The organism is Streptomyces sp. NPDC028298 (assembly GCF_055565895.1).
Window position 1 is genome coordinate 202,098 of sequence record NZ_JBVHTL010000007.1, and the last position, 18,674, is coordinate 220,771.

At 71.9% G+C, this 18,674-nt stretch carries 13 protein-coding genes; 3 read left to right on the plus strand and 10 right to left on the minus strand.

Annotation, left to right across the window (positions count from 1 at the left end):
- Positions 1 to 59: 59 nt before the first annotated feature.
- From ACZ4TO_RS29240 to ACZ4TO_RS29275, 8 genes are all read right to left on the minus strand, one after another.
- Positions 60 to 1,193 (minus strand): 4'-phosphopantetheinyl transferase family protein, encoded by a 1,134-nt coding sequence (locus ACZ4TO_RS29240; protein WP_468025669.1) that lies wholly within the window; start codon positions 1,191 to 1,193, stop codon positions 60 to 62.
- Positions 1,190 to 2,995: a hypothetical protein gene (locus tag ACZ4TO_RS29245; protein WP_468025670.1), complete on the minus strand. Its 1,806-nt coding sequence runs from the start codon at positions 2,993 to 2,995 to the stop codon at positions 1,190 to 1,192. Before ACZ4TO_RS29245 ends, ACZ4TO_RS29240 begins: the two co-directional genes overlap by 4 nt.
- Positions 2,996 to 3,051: 56 nt before the next feature.
- A complete protein-coding gene (locus ACZ4TO_RS29250) occupies positions 3,052 to 4,239 on the minus strand; it encodes an aromatase/cyclase (RefSeq protein WP_468025671.1) in 1,188 nt (395 codons plus the stop codon).
- Between the two features lie 153 nt (positions 4,240 to 4,392).
- A complete protein-coding gene (locus ACZ4TO_RS29255; RefSeq protein ID WP_468025672.1) occupies positions 4,393 to 5,355 on the minus strand; it encodes an AfsR/SARP family transcriptional regulator in 963 nt (320 codons plus the stop codon).
- Positions 5,356 to 7,207: 1,852 nt separating this feature from the next.
- Complete coding sequence (locus ACZ4TO_RS29260; protein WP_468025673.1) at positions 7,208 to 7,870, minus strand: ScbR family autoregulator-binding transcription factor; 663 nt, start codon at positions 7,868 to 7,870, stop codon at positions 7,208 to 7,210.
- A gap of 804 nt (positions 7,871 to 8,674) precedes the next feature.
- Positions 8,675 to 9,355: a ScbR family autoregulator-binding transcription factor gene (locus ACZ4TO_RS29265; protein ID WP_385042000.1), complete on the minus strand. Its 681-nt coding sequence runs from the start codon at positions 9,353 to 9,355 to the stop codon at positions 8,675 to 8,677.
- Between the two features lie 824 nt (positions 9,356 to 10,179).
- A complete protein-coding gene (locus ACZ4TO_RS29270) occupies positions 10,180 to 10,950 on the minus strand; it encodes an SDR family NAD(P)-dependent oxidoreductase (RefSeq protein WP_468025674.1) in 771 nt (256 codons plus the stop codon).
- Entirely contained in the window at positions 10,947 to 11,990 is a 1,044-nt protein-coding gene (locus ACZ4TO_RS29275; RefSeq protein ID WP_468025675.1) for an HAD family phosphatase, read from the minus strand. The genes ACZ4TO_RS29270 and ACZ4TO_RS29275 overlap by 4 nt, the downstream gene beginning before the upstream one ends.
- Positions 11,991 to 13,091: 1,101 nt before the next feature.
- Here ACZ4TO_RS29275 and ACZ4TO_RS29280 point away from each other — a divergent pair.
- Positions 13,092 to 14,765 carry an AfsA-related hotdog domain-containing protein gene (locus tag ACZ4TO_RS29280; protein WP_468025676.1) on the plus strand — a complete coding sequence of 558 codons (1,674 nt, stop codon included), beginning with the start codon at positions 13,092 to 13,094 and terminating at the stop codon, positions 14,763 to 14,765.
- 497 nt (positions 14,766 to 15,262) lie between these two features.
- Here ACZ4TO_RS29280 and ACZ4TO_RS29285 read toward each other — a convergent pair whose 3' ends face one another.
- Positions 15,263 to 15,967 carry an SDR family oxidoreductase gene (locus tag ACZ4TO_RS29285; RefSeq protein ID WP_468025677.1) on the minus strand — a complete coding sequence of 235 codons (705 nt, stop codon included), beginning with the start codon at positions 15,965 to 15,967 and terminating at the stop codon, positions 15,263 to 15,265.
- Positions 15,968 to 16,046: 79 nt separating this feature from the next.
- Between ACZ4TO_RS29285 and ACZ4TO_RS29290 the strand changes: the two genes are divergently transcribed.
- Together ACZ4TO_RS29290 and ACZ4TO_RS29295 are read left to right on the plus strand one after the other, a co-directional pair.
- The gene (locus ACZ4TO_RS29290) at positions 16,047 to 16,406 is read left to right on the plus strand and encodes a winged helix-turn-helix transcriptional regulator (RefSeq protein ID WP_468025678.1); all 360 of its coding nucleotides are present in this window, start codon (positions 16,047 to 16,049) and stop codon (positions 16,404 to 16,406) included.
- Positions 16,403 to 16,954, plus strand: a complete 552-nt coding sequence (locus ACZ4TO_RS29295; RefSeq protein ID WP_468025679.1) for a hypothetical protein — start codon at positions 16,403 to 16,405, stop codon at positions 16,952 to 16,954. Before ACZ4TO_RS29290 ends, ACZ4TO_RS29295 begins: the two co-directional genes overlap by 4 nt.
- Positions 16,955 to 17,454: 500 nt before the next feature.
- Here ACZ4TO_RS29295 and ACZ4TO_RS29300 read toward each other — a convergent pair whose 3' ends face one another.
- On the minus strand, positions 17,455 to 18,648 hold the full coding sequence (locus ACZ4TO_RS29300; protein ID WP_468025680.1) for a cytochrome P450: 1,194 nt from the start codon (positions 18,646 to 18,648) through the stop codon (positions 17,455 to 17,457).
- Between the last annotated feature and the right edge of the window lie 26 nt (positions 18,649 to 18,674).

An 18,674-nucleotide genomic window follows, 5' to 3' on the forward strand; every position in this document is an offset into this window, starting at 1 on the left:
TTTCGAATCGTTTCTGCACGGCCGGCCACAAGCCGTCGTCCCCCCACTGCCATGTCTGCTCACCGCTGTCCGGAACCACGCCGTCCGGGGAAGTCCAGGACCCGCCCGCCGAGCGGCGGCCGCACCGGGGACACCGGGCGCGGCGGGTGCGGCGCCCCCGCGGGAGGCGGGGAGCTCGGCCGGTCCGCGGAGGGCGGGGGGCTCGGTGGGTCCGGCTGCGGTGGCGCGGCGTCCGGGGGATGCACCTGGCCCGGGAGGCCCACCTCGCCCAAGAGGCCCACCTTGCCCGGGAGGCCCACCTCGCCTGGGAGGTCCACCTCGCCCAAGTGGCGGGCCTCGCCCGGGTGGTGGGCCTCGCCTGGATGGTGAGCCTGGCCCGGGTGGCGGTCCTGGCCTGAGTGGTGGGCCTGGCTGACCAGGTAGCGGCCGTCGACGAGGTGGGTGGCGAAGGCCCACTGCCCGGTGCTGTCCCCGGTGAGGCGGGCGGTTGCGGCCGTGTCCCAGGTGAAGCCGATGGCCGAGAAGCGGCGCCGCATGCCGTGCCCGAGTGCCTTGACGTAGGCCTCTTTCAGGGTCCACAGGCGCAGGAACGCCTGGGTGCGTTCGGGTTCGGGCAGGGCCGCCAGCCGCCCGGCCTCCTCGGCGGTGCACACGTGCTCGCGCAGCGCCTCGAAGGAGATCCGGCGTCCGGCGGGCTCGGCGTCCACCCCGAGCGGACCGGTGCGGCTGACGCCGGCCACGATCAGCTCGTCGGTGTGGGCGAGGCTGACCTGCACGTCCGCGCCCAGCCCGCGCAGCACGGGCCGCCCGCCGGGCAGGGCGGCGAGGTCGAGCCGGGCGGCGGGGACCTGCAGGACGGCGGCGGCCGTGTGCTTGAGCACCATCCGGGAGACGGCCAGGATCAGCCGTCCGGCCGGGGCCGGGTGCCGGCGGTAGCGCGGCCAGTCGCGGCCCAGCAGGGCGCGCAGGTCGGGGTCGAGCAGGGCCGGTGCCAGCCACTGGCCCCAGGTGGTGTGCACCACCGCCCGTCCCGTCTGTTCGACGTGTTCCTGGACCTGCTCCCACGGCCCGTCGGGCCCGGGCACATGACACGGCGCCGGCACCACCGGCGGCGCTGGTGTGCGGCCGTGCCCGCGCTCGTGCTCGTACTCGTACTCGTGCTCGTGCTCGTGCGGTGCCGCGCCGCCGCTCACCACGACGGCCCCGCCGCGTACAGGTCCTCGTCCGTGGCGTGCAGCGCGCGGCGGGCCAGTTCGTCCCACACGCCCGGCTGCGCGTCCGGCATGCCGGCGGGCAGCGGCAGCCCGAGCCGCACGGTGATCCGGCCGAGTGCCAGCAGCGCCCAGCCGGCGCCGGCGAGGAAGGGATCACGCGCGCGGACGGCCGCCTCCCGCGCGGCCGTCGTCCGGTCGGCCAGCACCAGCAGAGCCTGACGGTCCGCCAGCGCGCGCAGCGCCGGGTCGGCCACATCGTGCCCGGCGGTGCACGCCCACGCACCACGCAGCGCCCGCCGCTCGGCGGCCAGCCGGCGGCCGATCCGGGCGAGCGCGGCCCCATCGGCACCCGCAGCAGCAGCGGCATCGACGCCGGTGCCACTACCGGTGTCGGTGATGCCGGTGGCGGTGGGCGGCGGGGTCGTTGCGGCCGGCGCACCGGAGCCGGAGCCGACAGGGGCGAGGGCGGTGCCGGTCGGGTCGGTGCCGGCGGCCGGTGGCGTCGCGGTGGCGGGCGACAGCCGGGCGGCGGCCGGCGGTGGCGTGGCGGTCTGCGGGCCGGTGCTGCCGGGGACCGCTGCGGTGCAGGAGGCGGTGGCGGTGCCCGGGGTGGCGGTGTCGTGGAGCGGGGCCGGTGCCGGTGCCGGGGGTGGTGTGGCCTCGTGGCCCTCGTGGCGGTCCGGGCCGCCCGTCGCGTTCAGCGCGCGCACGATGCGGGCCTGGGCGGCACCGGTGGCCGCCGGGCCGGCCCCGGCCAGCGCCCGGTCCCGTACCACCCTGGCCAGGGCGCGCCGTTCGACGGTGTGGGCGTCGAACCCGCACTCGTTCAGGACCAGTTCGAGATCCCCGAGCAGTTCGACGGCGAGCTGGGGCACGAGATACGCCACGACCGCGGCGAGCAACTCGCCGTCCCCGTCGCCGTCACCTGTGTCGGGCCAGTCGGGGGCGGGGCAGGCGCGCAGGGCCGCGTCCGTCAGGCTCCGGCAGGCCAGCAGATCGGCGAAGACGGTGGCCAGGACCGGCCGCCACTGCCGGGCCGCCGCCTCGTAGCGGCTCAGGCCCTCCACGATGCGGGCCACACCGCGCAGGACGGTGCCGGCCGCGGCAAGCAGGGCGGCCGGGCCGAGCAGGGCGGCCGCCGGATGCGGCACCGGGGCGCTCGCCGGCGGCCCGATGCTCCAGGCATGGGCGAGAGCCAGATCCCGGCGAAAGATCGGACCCAGAGCACGGACGAGCCGATCGGCGGGCAGGCCGTCGGGGCCGGGCAGCCCGGCCGGCGGGGCGGGCAGGCCGCCCTGGCCGCGGGCCCACAGCGCGGCACGGCCATAGGGATTGGCGGGATCACGGACATCCCCCAGCAGCACAGCGAGCCACGCCGCGTACTGCTCCGCCCCGTCGGACACGTTGTGCCGCACCGCGCCATTGGATGCCGAAGCGGGCGCCATGTGCCGCACCGCGCCATCGGATGCCGGAGCGGGCGCCACGCCGGCGGACACCGGGACAGCCGCCGCATGCCGCGCCGCGCTCCCGGACACCTCGGCGGGCACGTCGTGCCGCACCGCGGCGTCGAGTTCCTGAGCGGGCGCCACGCCGACGGGTGCCGGGGCAGGCGCCGCGTACTGCACCGCGCTCCCGGGCACATCGGCAGGCATCGGGGTGGGCGCCTCGTGCTGCACCGTGTCGTCGAGTTGCTGGGCGGGGGCCGTGTGCTGGGTCCCGGTGTGGGGGGCCGGGGTCGCCGGGGGCCGCCCGGACTGCCGGTGCGGCCGGGTGGGGGCCATCGCCGATCTCCTCGTCGTCGTGATGCCGGTCGCTTCGGAAATCTCGCCGGGCGCCCTCATCGCAGCCGGCGCAGGGCGCTCTCGGCGTGCCAGCGCGCCAGGGTCAACGTCTCCGTGCTGGTGCGCCCGAGCCACTCGCGCACCTGGCGGCGGGCGTCGACGGGCAGCGCGCCGGCCTTCGCGGCAGGCTCCAGCACGCTGTCGCGGAGCATCACCTGGTGCCGGTGCGCGACCCGTACCCCGGAGGCGTCGGGCTCCAGGGACCACTCCCCGTAGTACGCGGCGATGGGATCGGGCGTCACGGTCTGCCGGTGCACGATGCGCCCGGCGGCCGGGAAACACAGCCGCACGCCCCCGAAGACAGCCGTGTCCCCGGTGCCGGGATCACTGGTGTGCACGACCGTGCGCTGCACACCGGGCCGCTCCTCGCCGGTCTCCACCCGTTCGACATGGGGAACCAGATCGGCCCAGTCCCCGATGCGGTAGAGGAAGTCGTAGACGATCTCCGGGGAACCGCAGACGCGGAGACTGTCCTCGAAGGACAGCAGCAGCTCGTCCAGACGGTCCCAGCGCTCGGCCGCCGCACGCACCGCCGCCACCTGTGCCCGCACCCGCACCTCAAGCGCACCGGACACACCAGACGCGTCAGGCGCGTCAGCCGCGTCGAACGGGCCGGGCACCCCGGACACGCCGGGCATACCGGGTGTCCCGGGTGCGTCGCACGCTCCGGGAGCGTCGGACACCCAGGGCGCGCCGGGCACGCCGAACGGGTCGGGCACCCCGGGCGGGTCGGACACGCCGGGCGTGTCGGGCACCTGGGGCGGGCCGGACGGGCCGGGTGCGCCAGGCGTGTCGGACACCCCGGGCACCCCGGGCGGCGGGCCGGGCGGGGCCGGGGTTTCCTGGTGCAGGGTCACCAGGCAGCGGCCGGGCCCCTGGGGTGACACGTTCCAGTACCCGTGCGTCGGCGCGCCGGGCGCGTGAAGGTCCTGGTGCTCGAACTCGATGCGGCGCGGGCCGGGGTGCAGGACGCGGCGGACCCGCGCGGCATGCACCCGGCCCCCGTGCAGGTGCCACAGCCGCAGGCTGTCGCCGTCGGCGGTGGCGTCGAGGCGTTCGACGTGGATGTAGGAGGGCAGCAGGACGGGCCAGCGCGGGGCGTCGGCGAGCAGGCCGTAGACGACGCCGGCGGGGGCCGCGACCTCGGCGGTGTGCCGGGCGCAGTGTCTGCGCTGCGACGACATGCGTGATCTCCTCCTCCGGTGTGATCAACGCTGCCCGGCCGCAGCCGAGCGCTGCTCGATTCCTGGTGGAGAGACGTACAGACCGGATACCGGCCGCCACGGGGCCTGGGGACAGGCCGGGTTCGGGGCCGGGGCCGGCGCGGGGGCCGGGTGTCAGCCCACCCGGGCCACGCCTGCGCCTGCGCCTGCCGCGGGACGGGCCGGGAAGGGGTCGGGGCCCGACATCAGGATGGAGCGCTGCAGTTTGGCCAGGGCGGGCGAGGGCTCCAGGCCCATGGCGCGCACCAGGGTCGCGCGCAGCCGCTGGTAGGCATCCAGCGCCTCACCGCGGCGCCCGGACCGGTAGAGGGCCAGCATGTACTGGCCGCACAGACTCTCGTGCATGGGGTACTGGCTGATCAGCACGGTCAGCTCGGCCAGCAGCTCACGGTGGCGGCCCAGCCGCAGATCGGCCTCGACCCGCTGGTCCAGGGCACACAGCCTGCTCTCCTCCAGCCGCTTGGCCTCGGTACGCAACTGCGGACCGGTACGGACGTCGGCCAGCGCGGGACCGCTCCACAGCTCCAGCGCCTGGCGCAGCAGCCGCGCGGCCTGGGGATAGTCCTCGGCGTCCATGGCCCGGTACCCGCTGCCGGCGAGCCGCTCGAACCGCCGCACGTCACTGACACCCTCACCACTCTTGAGCAGATAGCCGCCCGGCACGGTCAACAGCACATCCTTGGCCTGCCGACGCCCAACCCCCACACACCCACCCCGACCCAGGCCCTGGATCTGACCCTGACCCTGGCCCTCGCCTTGATCCTGGCCCTGGTTCGGCTCCTGGCCGTGATGCTGGTCTTGGTGCGGGCGCTGGTTCTGGCTTTCGGCCGCTGGGCCACCGGTGTCGAGGGCGGCGGAGATGAGTTCGCGCAGCTGCAGGATGTAGGTCTGCAGGGTGGCGCGGGCACTGCGCGGGGGCCTGGCCCCCCACAGCTCCTCGGCCAGCACCCCCACCGGGACGACCTGACCGACCCTCAGCGCCAGCAGGGCCAGCACCTGACGGGGCTTGGGAGCCGTGGGCGTGATGGACACGCCGTTGTACCGCACGGCGAGTGTGCCCAGTACATCGATGTCCACGCGTCTCCCCCATTCACCGGCACCGTCCGTAACGGTCCCCTGACACCCCCAGTAAAAAACAGCACGAGCGGTATGTCAACGCTCGGGACACCGGCCCCGCCCGGGATGGACGCAGACTCGAGGCAGCCGCAAGACACACCAGCCAACACCCCTAAAACAGGGCGAACACCCCACATGAGCAACGAAACCGCCCCAGGAACCGGCCACTCCCCGGACCCACGACCAGACCCCGAAGACGGTTTCCAGACACCACGGCTCCCCCACCACCCACCACCCATACCGCCGGCCTGGCGCATCACCACCGCCGCGACGAGCCCGGCCCATCCGCAGGCCCGGAACACCGCCACCGCGACGAGCCCGGGGCACGCTGCCGCAGGCACCCGCAGACTCCTAGGCACTGCGCCGACCGTCGACATCACCGACTCAGGTCTCCACCGCCCCAAGGCAACACCCGCCACCAGAAGCCTGGTTGGCATCACCCACACAGGGGACGGCACCCACCGGCTCCCGTCGGCACACCCGCCGCAGGCGGCACCCACCCGCGCCCCCCGGCATCAGCCGGCCTCCGGTCAACTCCAGAACCCTCGGCGCCGCCGGCCTGGCATGCCACTGCAACCCGGAGCGACATCCGCCGACGCACGCCGCCCCCGGCCGGCCGCCAACATCACGACTCAGGCCAGCACCGTCCAAAGCAACACCCGCCACTGGCAACCGGGTTGGCGTCCGACGGCATCGCCAGCTCCCGTCGGACGCCCGCCGCGGACGGCACCCGCCCCCCAATCACTGACACCAGCCGCTCTCCGGCCAGCGCACGGACCCGTCGACCGCCACCCGGCGCGGGACACACCGCCGCACCTCGGAGCGACATCCTCCGACGCCCGCCAGCCTCTGCCAGCCGTCGACATCACCGATTCAGGTCAGCACCAGCCCAAGCCAACACCCACTCCCGACCTCCGGGTTGGCATCACCAGCCGGGGGGGGCAGCACCCGCCGACCCCTGCCAGCCCCCGGCGCTTCACCGGCTGTCGACATCGCCGCCTCGGGTCAGCGCCGAAACCAAGGCAACACCCACCCCCGGCAACCGGGTTGGCATCACCGGTTCGGGGGCTGCCTCCGATGGCATCACCGGCCCCTGGGGCACGCCCGCCACGGACGGCACCCGCCCGCGTCACTGGATTCAGCCGGCCTCCGGTCAACTCCCGAACCCTCGGCGGCGCCAGGCCCGGCATGGCGCCGCAACCCGGAGCAGCATCCGCCGACGCCTGCCGACCTCCGACGGCCGACGGCCGACGACACCACCAACTCAGCTCACCACCGGCCCAAGGCAACACCTGACGTCGGCAACCGGGCTGGCGTCACCGGCCCGAGGCAAGCACCGGCCGGCTTGCGACGGCACCCCCGGCTCCCGTCGGCCCGCCCGCTTAGGGCGGCACCCGTCGGCACCACCGACTCCTGCCGCCAGCACCGTCGTCAGCCGATCTCCGGCCAGTTCCCTGACTCGTGGGCACCGCAGGCCCGGGGCCCTCCGCCAGCCCCGCCGACCATCGATATCACCGACCCAGGTGACCACCGACCCCAAGGCAACACCCGCCACCGGCAACCAGGTCGACATCACCGGGGGCGGCACCTGCCGGCACCCCCAACTCCCGTCGGCACGCCTGCTTCGGGCGGCACCCGCTTGCGCAGGCCCCCGCCGAGGGCGCCAACACCCGTCAGCATCACCGGCATCAGCCGACGCCCGTCAACTACCGCTCCCTGCAAGCTCCCGCCCCCGTCGGCCCGCCCGGCGCAGGGCGGCGCGGGCCGGTGCCGAGCGGCGCGGCTAGTGCGGGCCGGCGCCGGGCGGGGTCGGTCACTCGGTGGTTTCGTCCGGGTCCTGCGGTGCGCCCGCGCCGGCGGCGGTGTCCGGCTCGACGCGGACCTGCTGCGGGGAGGCGGCCAGCAGGGGCAGCAGGAAGGTCCAAAACCGTGCGGTCCGCTCCAGCGAGACCCACTCGAGGTCCCAGCCGCTGAGCGTCTCGAAGCCGACCGTCGCGGCGACGACGGCCGCGGCGGCGTCCTCGGGCGAGACCCCGCCGGCCAGTTCGCCTTCCTCCCCGGCCTGGGCGATGAGGTCCTGCACCCACTCGCACCACCACCGCACCAGCCCCCCGGACTCCTGCCCGCCCTTGAGCGAGGGATCATGGCTCAGCTTGAAACCGGCCCTGACCACCGGATCACCGGCCACGGCGGCCAGCAGCCGGCAGGTCGCGTCCACCAGCGACTGCAGCAGAGTGTCCGCCGAACCACGGCAGCCCGCCGCCATCTTGCCCACCACATCGGCCGCGGCCCCCTCCACCTCCCGCGCCAACGCCTCCTTGCTGGCGAAATGGAAATGCAGCGCCCCGGTGCTCACCCCGGCCCGCCTGCTCACCGCCGGCAGGCTGGCCAGCGCATAACCGTTGTCGGCGAAGACCTCGGCCGCAGCGACGATGAGGGCCTCACGCGTACGAGCCGCCCGCGCCTGCCTGACCATGTGCACCCTCCCTGCCGACCAACCTCATCCCCCCACCACCTTATCAAACCGCATGTCTGGTTGGTTATTGCTGCACGGAACGACTCTCCCTCCGACACCCTCACCGGGCAGAGCCCGCAAGTCCCCTGTTCACCAGGGGATGCCCGGACAGGGCAGCCGCCCCACCACCCGGCCGGGCCCGCCCGGAACAGGTCACCCGGTCGGTTACAGGCCCCGCCGCACCCCGCCCGCCCCGGTGAAACCCGCACCCCAACGACACGACCGCACAACATGCCGTCACCGACGCCACCGGCCGGACACTCGGCCCCCTGGAGAAACCTTCCGCCAGGTTTGATTGCACACCCCGCCAGACCCCAACACGCCCCGAAAACCCCACCGCCACCCCCGGAAACACCGACACCCGACACGGAGCACCGGACCAAGCGTGAGAGGACAGGGCGCACAGACACGGACCACGAGCCCGCGACCGCGCGCCCCGGGAACACCGACACAGAGCGCGGAGTACGGAGTGCGGGCGCGGACCGCAGGACTCGGGGCGCAGCATCACGAGGTGCGGGACACGGGGGACGAAACCGCGGCCAGGAACACCGACCACCGGGTAGGGGACGCGGGACTCGGAGCGCGGAACCACGGACCGAAGGAACCGCGGAGTGCTGGGTGCGGGACCACAGGACTCGGGGCGCAGACCACGGGGTGCGGGCCCGCGGCCAGGAGCGCGGGGTTCGGGCCCGCGGGTGCGGGACCGTGGGGCACGGGACTGCAGGACTGCGGGCCGGTGGCCGGGACCCGGGGGGTGTTGCCGGGTCAGCCTGCCGCCGGCTGGGGCTCGGGCTCAGGCTGGGGCTGGGCTGCCAGACGCCGGGCCTCCTCGATGACCCGCAGGCCCCGGTCCGGCGCGATGTCCAGGCTGACCAGGGCGGCCGGGGTGGCGATCGCGGGAAGGACGTACCGAAAGAGCGTGGAGGCCCGCTCGGGCAGATCGGCCCAGCCGGCGTAGGCCTCCGACAGGTGCTGCATGCCCAGCCAGGCGCCCAGGATGAACTCCGCCGTCTCGTGCGGGTCGATGTGCCGCAGCACCTCACCGCGCTCCTTGGCCTCCGTGACCTTCGCCGTCACCAGCTCCGTCCACGCCGGCCAGGCACTGCCGAACAGCTCCCGCCCCTGCACATCGGCGGACAGCCGGATACCGGCGATCAACACCACGTCCTGCGGGATCCGGTGCGCCAGCGTCATGCAGATGTCCACCAGCTCCTGGAGCTTCAACTCCCGCGGCACCCAGTAATCCGCCGTGATCTGCGCATCGATCACCCCCCGCGCCAGAGCCTCCTTGGAACCGAAATGAAAGTACAGAGCACCCTTGGTGACATCCGCACGCTCGAGGATCTCCGCGATGGTCGCCGCCGCGTAACCACGCTCGGCGAAAACAGCCGCCGCCGCCTCCACAACAGCGCGCCGGGTCCGTACTGCACGTTCCTGCTGCGCCATGGGACCCTCCACGCTCCTGTAAACAAAACCGAACGTGAGGTACCTTACCCCACGGTCAGCCTCCTACCCCCGGCAGCACACCCCAACCCGACAGGACCACACCCCCACCCCGGCACAACCCCACACCCGCCCCGGCACCGGCACACACCCGCCCGGCACCTGCGACGACACCCACCCGCACCACACCGCCGCACCGGCCCCACCAGCCACCCCTCACACCGGCCCCGCCACCACCTGTCACACCCTCAACCCGGCGCCACCGCACCGCCGTCACCACCCCCGCGCCACCACCACACCGCCGCTCCACCAGCACCGGCCGCCGAACCACCGCAGCCCGCCGCATCCTCACCACGACCGAACCACCACCGCCCCACCCCAGCCGCCGAACCGCCGTCACCACCACCAGGCCGCCCGCGCGCCGCCCCCACCGACCCGGCGTCACCGCCCAGGCGCTCCCCCGCCCAGGCGTCGCCACCATCACGGCGCCGCCGCACACCACCCCCGCGCTCACCCGCCGTCACCGCCCTGGCATCGTCATCGCCCGGTGCCGCCCGTACGCCGCCGCCACGGTGGCGCCTGCACACCGCCGCTGACCCGCCGTCACCGCCCAGGCGGTCCCAGCCCAGGCGTCGTCATCGTCACGGCGCCGCCCGCGCACCACCGCCACGCCACGCCGCCTCCCGCGGTGCCACCTGCACGCCGCTGCCGCTGACCCGCCGTCACCACCCGGGCGGTCAGCACCTGGGCGTCGTCCCCGTCACGGTGCCCGCCCGCCGGGCGGGCACCCGCGCTGCCGGGCGGTGCGGGGATCGTGCCGGGGCAGGTCACCAGGCGGTGCGTCCTCCGTCCACCGCAAGCGTCGCTCCCGTCACGAAACTGGCCTGCTCGCTGCACAGCCAGGCCGCCGCCCGCGCCACCTCCTCGGGCTCCGCGGCCCGCTGCGCCGGCGCCGAGCGCAGCGCACGCCGGCTCGCCTCCGGCACCTGCAGCCACTGGTCGACCATCTCCGAGCGGGTGAGCCCCGGCGCCACCGCGTTGACCCGGATACCGGCCTGCGCGTACTCCACCGCCGCCGCCTTGGTCAGACCGATCACCGCATGCTTGGACGCGATGTACGGCGCTCCCGTCGAGGAGGCCACCAGACCCCCCACACTGCTGGTGTTCACGATCGCACCCCCGCCGCCCTCGAGCATCGCGGCGATCTCATGGCGCATGCAGTTCCACACCCCGCGCACATTGGTGTCCATCACCGTGTCGTAGGCGTCGTCCCCCAGCAGATGCAACGGCGACCGCTCCAGCCCCACACCCGCATTGTTGAACGCCGCATCCAACCGCCCGTACCGCTCCACCACGAACTCCACCAACGCCCGCACCTCATCCCCGCACCGCACATCCACCACCCGCCAGCCCACCCGCGCACCCACCCCCTCCAACTCCCCCGCCAGCTCCCGCAACCGCTCCCCACGCCGCGCCGCCAGCACCACCACCGCACCCTGCTCCGCGAACACCCGCGCAGCACCCGCACCGATCCCACTGCTCGCACCCGTGATCAGCACAACCTTCCCCTCCAACAACCCCGCACCACCCCCACTCACCCCCACAACCCACCACCCACACCGACGCCGGCACCCGCACCAACACCGGCGCCGCCACCCACGTCGAAGGCGGAATCCGCACCAGCACCGACGCCGGCGCCCGCAAGCACCCCCACCCCAACACCGGCAGGGGCACCCGCACCCGCACCCGCACCCGCACCCGCACCCGCGAGCACACCAACCCCGGTGCCGGGACCTGCACCGACGCCCGCGAGCGCACCCATACCGGCGCCCCTGCCCGCGAACGCGCCGGCACCCATACCGGCACCCGCGCCCGCGAACACACCGGCATCCACGCCCATACCGGAACCGGCGCTCTTGGCGGCGTCGGCGGGGGCCGCATCGGGGCCCGGCCACACCGCGTCCCGCGCCGCCTCGCCGTCCACCACCCGCAGCAACGCCTCGTCGATCTCCCCCAGATGCGACACCAGATGCCGCACCCCCACCTCCCGCATCGCCTCCCGCTGGAAACCGTGCCGGAACGTGGAGGGATGCCCGATGAACGGCACCCTCAGCCCCCGCGCATGCCCCGCGAACCGCGCCACGTCATCGATGAACAACACCTGCGAAAACCCCAGCCCGAAACACCCGGCGATCTCCCCGATACCCGGCCGGAAACCATCCGTGCACACATAACCCGGCCCCGCGAAAAGCGACCGCCACTCCCCCAGATACCGATCGAAATGACGCACCCCCAACCCCCCGTAACACACCACCTCCAACCCCAACGACCGCAACCGCCCCACCAACTCCAACGCACCCTGCGTCAACGACACCGGATGCTCCCGCACATACCGCTCCCGCTCCGCGAAATACACCCCCGTCACCCACCCCGCCCCCACCCCCGACCCGATCGCCCGCGCCAACACCCCCGCAGCCACCTCACGCGGCTGCGACAACACCCCCGCCTCCAACTCCCGGCTATACGCCACCCCATACGCCCCAGCCACCCGATAAATCACCGGACTGAACGAATCCTCCAACAACACACCATCCAAATTCACCGCAACCAACCTCAACGAACCCAGACCACCAGACATCCCCATCTCCCCCTCACACAACCAAAAACCCCGACACAAACCGACAACACAACAACCAATAGAGCCGCACCACAAAAAGCCGAACCCGGAACCGACGGAGGCAGCGCCACAGACCCCAACGCGAAGCCCGTGAAGCCGCGCCACAACAACCGAACCTGGAGCGGTGGAACGCTGCCGCACCAGCCGAACGTGCAACGAGTGGAGCCACGCCGCAACGATCGAACCTGGAGCCGCTGAGACCCGTGGAGCCGGTGGAACCGCATCACAGAGCCGAACACGCAACCACGCCCGAACAGCCGGACGAGGAGCAGTGGAACCGCACCGCAACGGTCGAACATGGAGCCGGTGGAGCCACATCACACAGCCGACGTGCAACCGTGCCGCAGCAGCCGAACGCGAACCCGCGCCAACACAACCGCTGGAACCCGTGGAGCCGGCAGAACCGCGAAACACAACCGTGGAGCCGGTGGAGCCGGTGGAGCCGGTGGAGCCGGTGGAGCCGGTGGAGCCGCATCACAGGGCCGGACGTCGAGCTGGTGGAACCGGTGGAACCGATGGAGCCGCGACACCGAACCGGTGGCATCGCGCCGCCCAACCGAAGGCGGAACCGGTCGAACTGGTGGAGCCGTGACGCAAAGTCAAGATGGAGCCGGTGGAGCCGTGTCGCACAGTCACGGTGGAACTGGTGGAGCCGCGGCACCGAGCCGGTGGCATCGCGCCGCAGAACCGAAGGTGGAGCCGGTTGAACTGGTGGAGCCGTGTCACACAGCCGCGGTGGAGCTGGTGGAGCTGTGCCGCGGCGGCCTAAGGCGGGGCCGTACGGCAAGGACCCGGGTGCGGGGCCGGCACCCCCGCACCGGCGGTTGTCTCCCCCGGTACCCACCTCACACCGAACGAAAGAAAACCGTCAAGCAGGTTTCCACCAGGCCCACACCCCCACCCGAACCGGTCTTTTCGCTGCTGCACCGTGAAAACGGAGGCAGTTATTCACGTTTCCAGCATGAACTTGGTGAAGTCTTTACCTAGCGGTTCCGGCCAACAAAACCGGTAGGTCCGTATCTTATGGACTCGTCGGACGCGGCTACAAGACGGGGGGCAGCCATGAACCTGATCACCACCGAAAGCAGCCCGGGAACACACGACTTACCCCGCCTGACCACCACGGTCCCCAAGGAGTACGTCCACCGCGCCAGCCTCGCCGAGGTCTTCCTCACCTCCTGCACCCCCCAGACCCCCCTCACCTACACCCTCACCGGCCAATGGCCCCGCGCCCACCCCTACTTCACCACCCCCGACGGCACCGCCCACGACCCCCTCCAGATCGCCGAAACCCTCCGCCAGGCCGGCATGCTCCTCGCCCACACCGGACTCAACGTCCCCCTCGGCCACCACTTCATCCTCTGGAACCTCACCTACACCACCCACCCCCACCACCTCACCATCGGCCCCACCCCCACCGACTTCACCATCCACGCCCACTGCACCCACCTCAACCAACGCCGCCACACCATCAACCGCGCCACCCTCCACATGACCATCCACCGCAACAACACCCCCATCGCCCACGGCACCGCCACCTTCTCCACCACCAACCCCACCACCTACACCCGCCTCCGCGGCACCCCCACCACGGGAGCAGCAGGAACAGCAGGCACAGCAGGAGCCTCAGGAGCAGCGGCGAGAACAGACCGCACCGGCGGCACAGCAGGGGACACGGCAACAACAGGCGGCACCGGCGGCACAGCGGGAACGATCACCACAGGCGGCACGAGCAGCACGGGCACCAGCGACACAGCGGGAACAGCAGGCACGGCGGGCGGCACCGGCGACACAGCAGGAACAATCACCACAGGCGGCACGAGCAGCACGGGCACGGGCGACACAGCGGGAACAGCGGGAACAGCAGGCACGGCGGGCGGCACCACAGGAACGGCAGACTCAGCAGACGCGGCGGCAAGAACAGACAGCATCGCCGGCACAGCAGCAGCAATCACCGCAGGCGGCACGAGCGGCGCGGGCAGTACGGCAGAAACCATCCCCACAGCCGGCACGAACACTACGGGCACCAGCGACACAGCGGGAACAGCGGGAACGATCACCACGGGCGGTACCGCAGGAACAGCCCGGACACCAGGAACAGCCCGGACGCCAGGAACAGCCGGGACGACAGGAGCCACCACGCCCGGCGGCACCGCATGGACGGCATGGACGGCAGGGACGGCAGGAACGACCACGACCGGCGACACGACAGGAACGGCAAGGACGGCAGGCACCCCGGCCGGGACGGCAGGCACCGCCACCGCCTCAGCAACCACTAACAGCCCCGGCACACCGGGCACCGTCCACCACGCCCCCATGCCCCCCGCCACCGTCAACCGCCGCACCCCCCACGACGTCGTCCTCACCCCCACCGACCACCCCCACCACTGGCTCCTCACCCCCAACCACAACCACCCCACCCTCTTCGACCACCCCACCGACCACATCCCCGGCATGGTCCTCATCGAAGCCGCCCGCCAAGCCGCCTACCACGCCTCCGGCTCCCCCCACTACACCCCCACCACCGCCACCACCACCTTCCACCGCTACACCGAACTCGACCAACCCTGCCACATCCACATCACCCGCATCACACCCGACAACAACACCACAACCACCATCGAAATCACCGGCACCCAAAACAACCAAACCACCTTCACCACCACCACAACCGGACCCACCACACCACCCACCCCACCCAACCACCGCCTGACCACCGACCCCACCACCACCTGACCACCAACCCGACCACCAGACACCAACCCACCAACCCAGACGCAGGGTTGTAGGCCACCCGCCGCACGCGGCCGACGGAGCCAGGGCTCCTTTAGGGCCCCGCCAAGCAGCCCACACATGGGAGAACACATGGGCGGAGTCGTCCACCGCCCGCGACCTCGCAGGAACTCGGCCCCGCGGTGTCGTTCGCCGGGCTCCTGTGGCCGATCGACTCCCCCACTGAGCACACCGGACTGCTGTGCGACGGTCAGGGCTCCCGGCATGCCGTCTCCGCTCTCAACTGCGGCACGGATGAACTCCCGATGCGCTCCCCCGTCACAGGCACCTCGTCACGGGCTCCCCCATCAGGCCACCGCTGAACCGACACCATCCCCAGTTGGAGCTCTCACGTGCGCGGCGGGACCGCGGACGATCCCCCGCACGCTGGCCGTCGGCATCCGCTCACATTTCGAGCGCGCTGACGCTTCCGCACCACGAGTTACTGAACACCGTTGCAATCAGGCGGACTTGTGACGGGCGCCGCCCTCGACATGAATCGTCTCGCCGGAGACGAAGCCCGCACGCAGCAGCCACATCACCGTGTCGACGACGTCATCGGCCTCGCCATGACGCCCGACGAAGGTCCCCGCCGCGCTCCTGCTCAGCAACGCGGTCTTCTTCTCTCCGAGGCGATCCCATGTGCCCGAGTCCACCACCCCGGGTGAGACGGCGTTGACGCGTACCGGCGCCAGATCCGCCGCCAGGTGGCGGGCGACGTACTCGACCGCACCGTTCGTGGCACCCTTGACGAGCGATCCCCGCCCGGGGCGCCAGCCCACCACGCCGGAGAACAGCACCATCGATCCGGCCGGCCGCAGCACCGGCGCGAAATGCTTGGCCACCAGCATCGGGCCGACCGCCTTCGCCGTGAACGCGGCCAGCAGCTTGTCGCGGTCCAGTTCGGTCGCGCGAACGTCGTGCGGCGCCGAACCGGTCGTCACGATGTGGTCGACCCCGTCCTTCAGCCGCTCCGCCGCGGCCGCGATCGTCGACTCGTCCTGCAGGTCCACCCGCACCGCCGTGGCTCCGATCTCGGCCGCCAGCACCTCGGCAGCAGCCAGATCGCGGGCTCCGACGACCACCTCGTACCCGTCCTTCGCCGCACGCCTCGCGACGGCGGCGCCCAGCGCCCGTGCACCGCCGATGACCAGGATCCGTTCCATGTGTCTCGACTCCTTCCGTAGGATCGAGCACCACGGTATGGATTTGATACCGGTATCTTCAACGGAACTGGGAGCAGCGATGGGCAAGGCCTACAACGTGATGGCGGCGACCTGCCCCAGCCGCACCGTGCTCCACCGCATCGGCGCGCGCTGGACCGTGTTCGTCGTCAACGCTCTCGACGAGGGACCTCGCCGCTTCAGCGAACTGAAGGGGCATATCCGAGGCATCACTCCAAAGGTCCTCACCGAAACACTGCGCTCGCTGGAGGCCGACGGTCTGGTCAGCCGCCACGCGTACGACGAGAACCCGCCCCGCGTCGAGTACGCCCTGACACCACTGGGCCGCTCCCTGCTCGTCCCGCTCCGCGCCGTACGACTCTGGGCCGAGGAACACGTCCCGGACATCGAGGCGGCCCGATCGAGAATGATGAGCCGTTGACTCCGTACTCCCTCTCGTTCTACGTGGATGTCGTCACTACCGGCACCGTGCTCGGTTTGGGCCCCGCCGACTCTCCCGACCGCGTCACGGGGATCCTCGGGTCCGACTTCGCCGAGAACTCCTTCAGCGACCGCAGCCTGTGCCGTGACTACGGCCTCGCCGAGTTCTACTGGAACCGCGCGCGCGTCGACCACCCCTGGTCGGGCGACCACTTCACCCTTCAAGTGCACAAGCTCGCGTATCGGGACCGCACTCTCGTCAACGAAAGGCTCCGCGCCCGGTATGGGAGGTTCACTCCCCGGCTTCGGTTCGCAATGCTGGAACGCCTGCTGAAGCGGCGTGGCGTCCCGCTGCTGGAGATCCCCGAAATCCCAGCGAACGCGCCGTACTTCCGCACTTTCTGGCAGCCCGACTCCCAGGTGGCCGTCTCGGTCATCGGTACCTACGGCGAGTACAGCACGCCGAGCAATCTGCGGGTCGGCGACGTCTACCGCATCCAAGCCCCGATGTCCGCAAAGGAAGTGGAGCGGAGGACCCGGGTCGAATAGCACCGCTGCGACTGTTCCTGTGGAAATCTGAACGACGGGGGTGTTTGCGGGCGCCGCTCCCTTCGACGTGGTGCCGATGGACGCGAACCCCCTGTCCGCGATGTCAGACCAACCCACGGGTGGTGAGACTTCCGACCTCACCCTGCCGCCGGATCTGCACGTCCCCCAAATGCACGCGGGCCCATGCCCTGAGCCCCTCCGATCGCCGATACGGCTGCCCAGGCCCGGTAATCCCAGCTCGCCAACAACGGTGGCGCATCTTCCGCGAGGCCACCCTCGCCGGCCGCCCCTTCGCCAACCCCGACCGGATCGCCTACGCCACCACCCTCGCAACCAGCCAACCCAACTCCCGGGCGCAGCCTTGGATCCGAGGCAGACCGTCGCTGCCAACCCGACGACCACGACGTCGACATAAGAACATCATTCGAGGAATCCAGCACCAGTTCCCCCCGCTGACAACCGGCCTTCCGAAGGGGAGGGTCCGGGACGCCGACGTGGGGTCACACGTGGTCGGCGGCCACGCGGAGTCCGCGGATCACGTAGCCTCCGATCTCGTCCTGGAAGGTGACGCTGGGCTCTGTGACCATCCGGATGCCCGGTAGCGCGAAGAGGCGGCCGAGGAAGACGTTGGTCTCCATCATCGCGATGTCGGCACCGGGGCAGCGGTGCGGTCCGTCGCCGAAGGAAAGGGCGGCAGCGTAACGGCCGGTCGTCGTCGGACGGCCTGGGCAGACCGCCGCGGGAGCGGCGCCCACGGCATCCGGGTCGGTGTTGGCCTCGTCCACGAAGATGTCGACGAGCGAGTCGGCGGGCACGGCGACAGGACCTTCAGCGCCCGGCACATCCACAGCGGCAGTGGTCCGCCGACTCAGACGGGCCACGGCCGGTTCCAGGCGCAGGATCTCGTGGATCAGCGCGAGGCGTTCGGTCTCGCTGCCGGTCGTGAAGCGCTCCCGCAGAGCGGCGTCCGTGAAGAGATGCCACGCGGCGACGCACATGAACTCGCGGGTGGTGACCATCCCGGCAGCGGCATAGGTGAGGCACTCGCCGAGGATCTCGGGGCTCGAACACCCCTCCTCGATCAGGTGGGAGATCAGGTTGTCGGCCGGTCGTTCGCGGTGGACGCGGACGGCCGGGCGGACGTCGGACAGGTAGATCCGCAGCCAGTTGGTGTTCTGACGGAACAGCCAGTAGATGCCGTGCAAGCTGGTCAATCCGGGCTTGCCGAACTTCTCGGGAAAGAAGCGCTCCAGCCGGCGTTGGATGCCCGGTCTGCTGTGGGTCAGGCCGATCACCCCGCACGCCACGTCGATCGCGACGCCGAAGGTGAGGTCCTCCAGCCGTGCCTCGCCCTCGGTCCGCAGGGTGTCCAGGTGCTTCTGCGTGACGCGCTCGGTGAGTTCCCGGTAGTGCTCGGCCACCCGGCGGGGTGTGAAGTAACGCGCAGTCTGACGGCGGTGTTCCCGGTGTTCGGGCCCGTCGCGGTACAGCACGGGCCGCCGGATACGGGCGGGCATCTTCTCCACGGTCTCGACGCCCAGACCCGCCTGGACGGTGTCGGTGCTGCGCAGAACCGCGCGCGCCGCCGCGTAGCCGCGTACCTGCCACGTACCGTCGGCCCGGCGATCGACCGGGCAGCCGGACCCGGTGGAAACCCTGCGGATCTTCCGCGCGTCGTCCTCGGTTCCGTCCATCCGCTGCCCCCGTCGTCCTGTCGGCG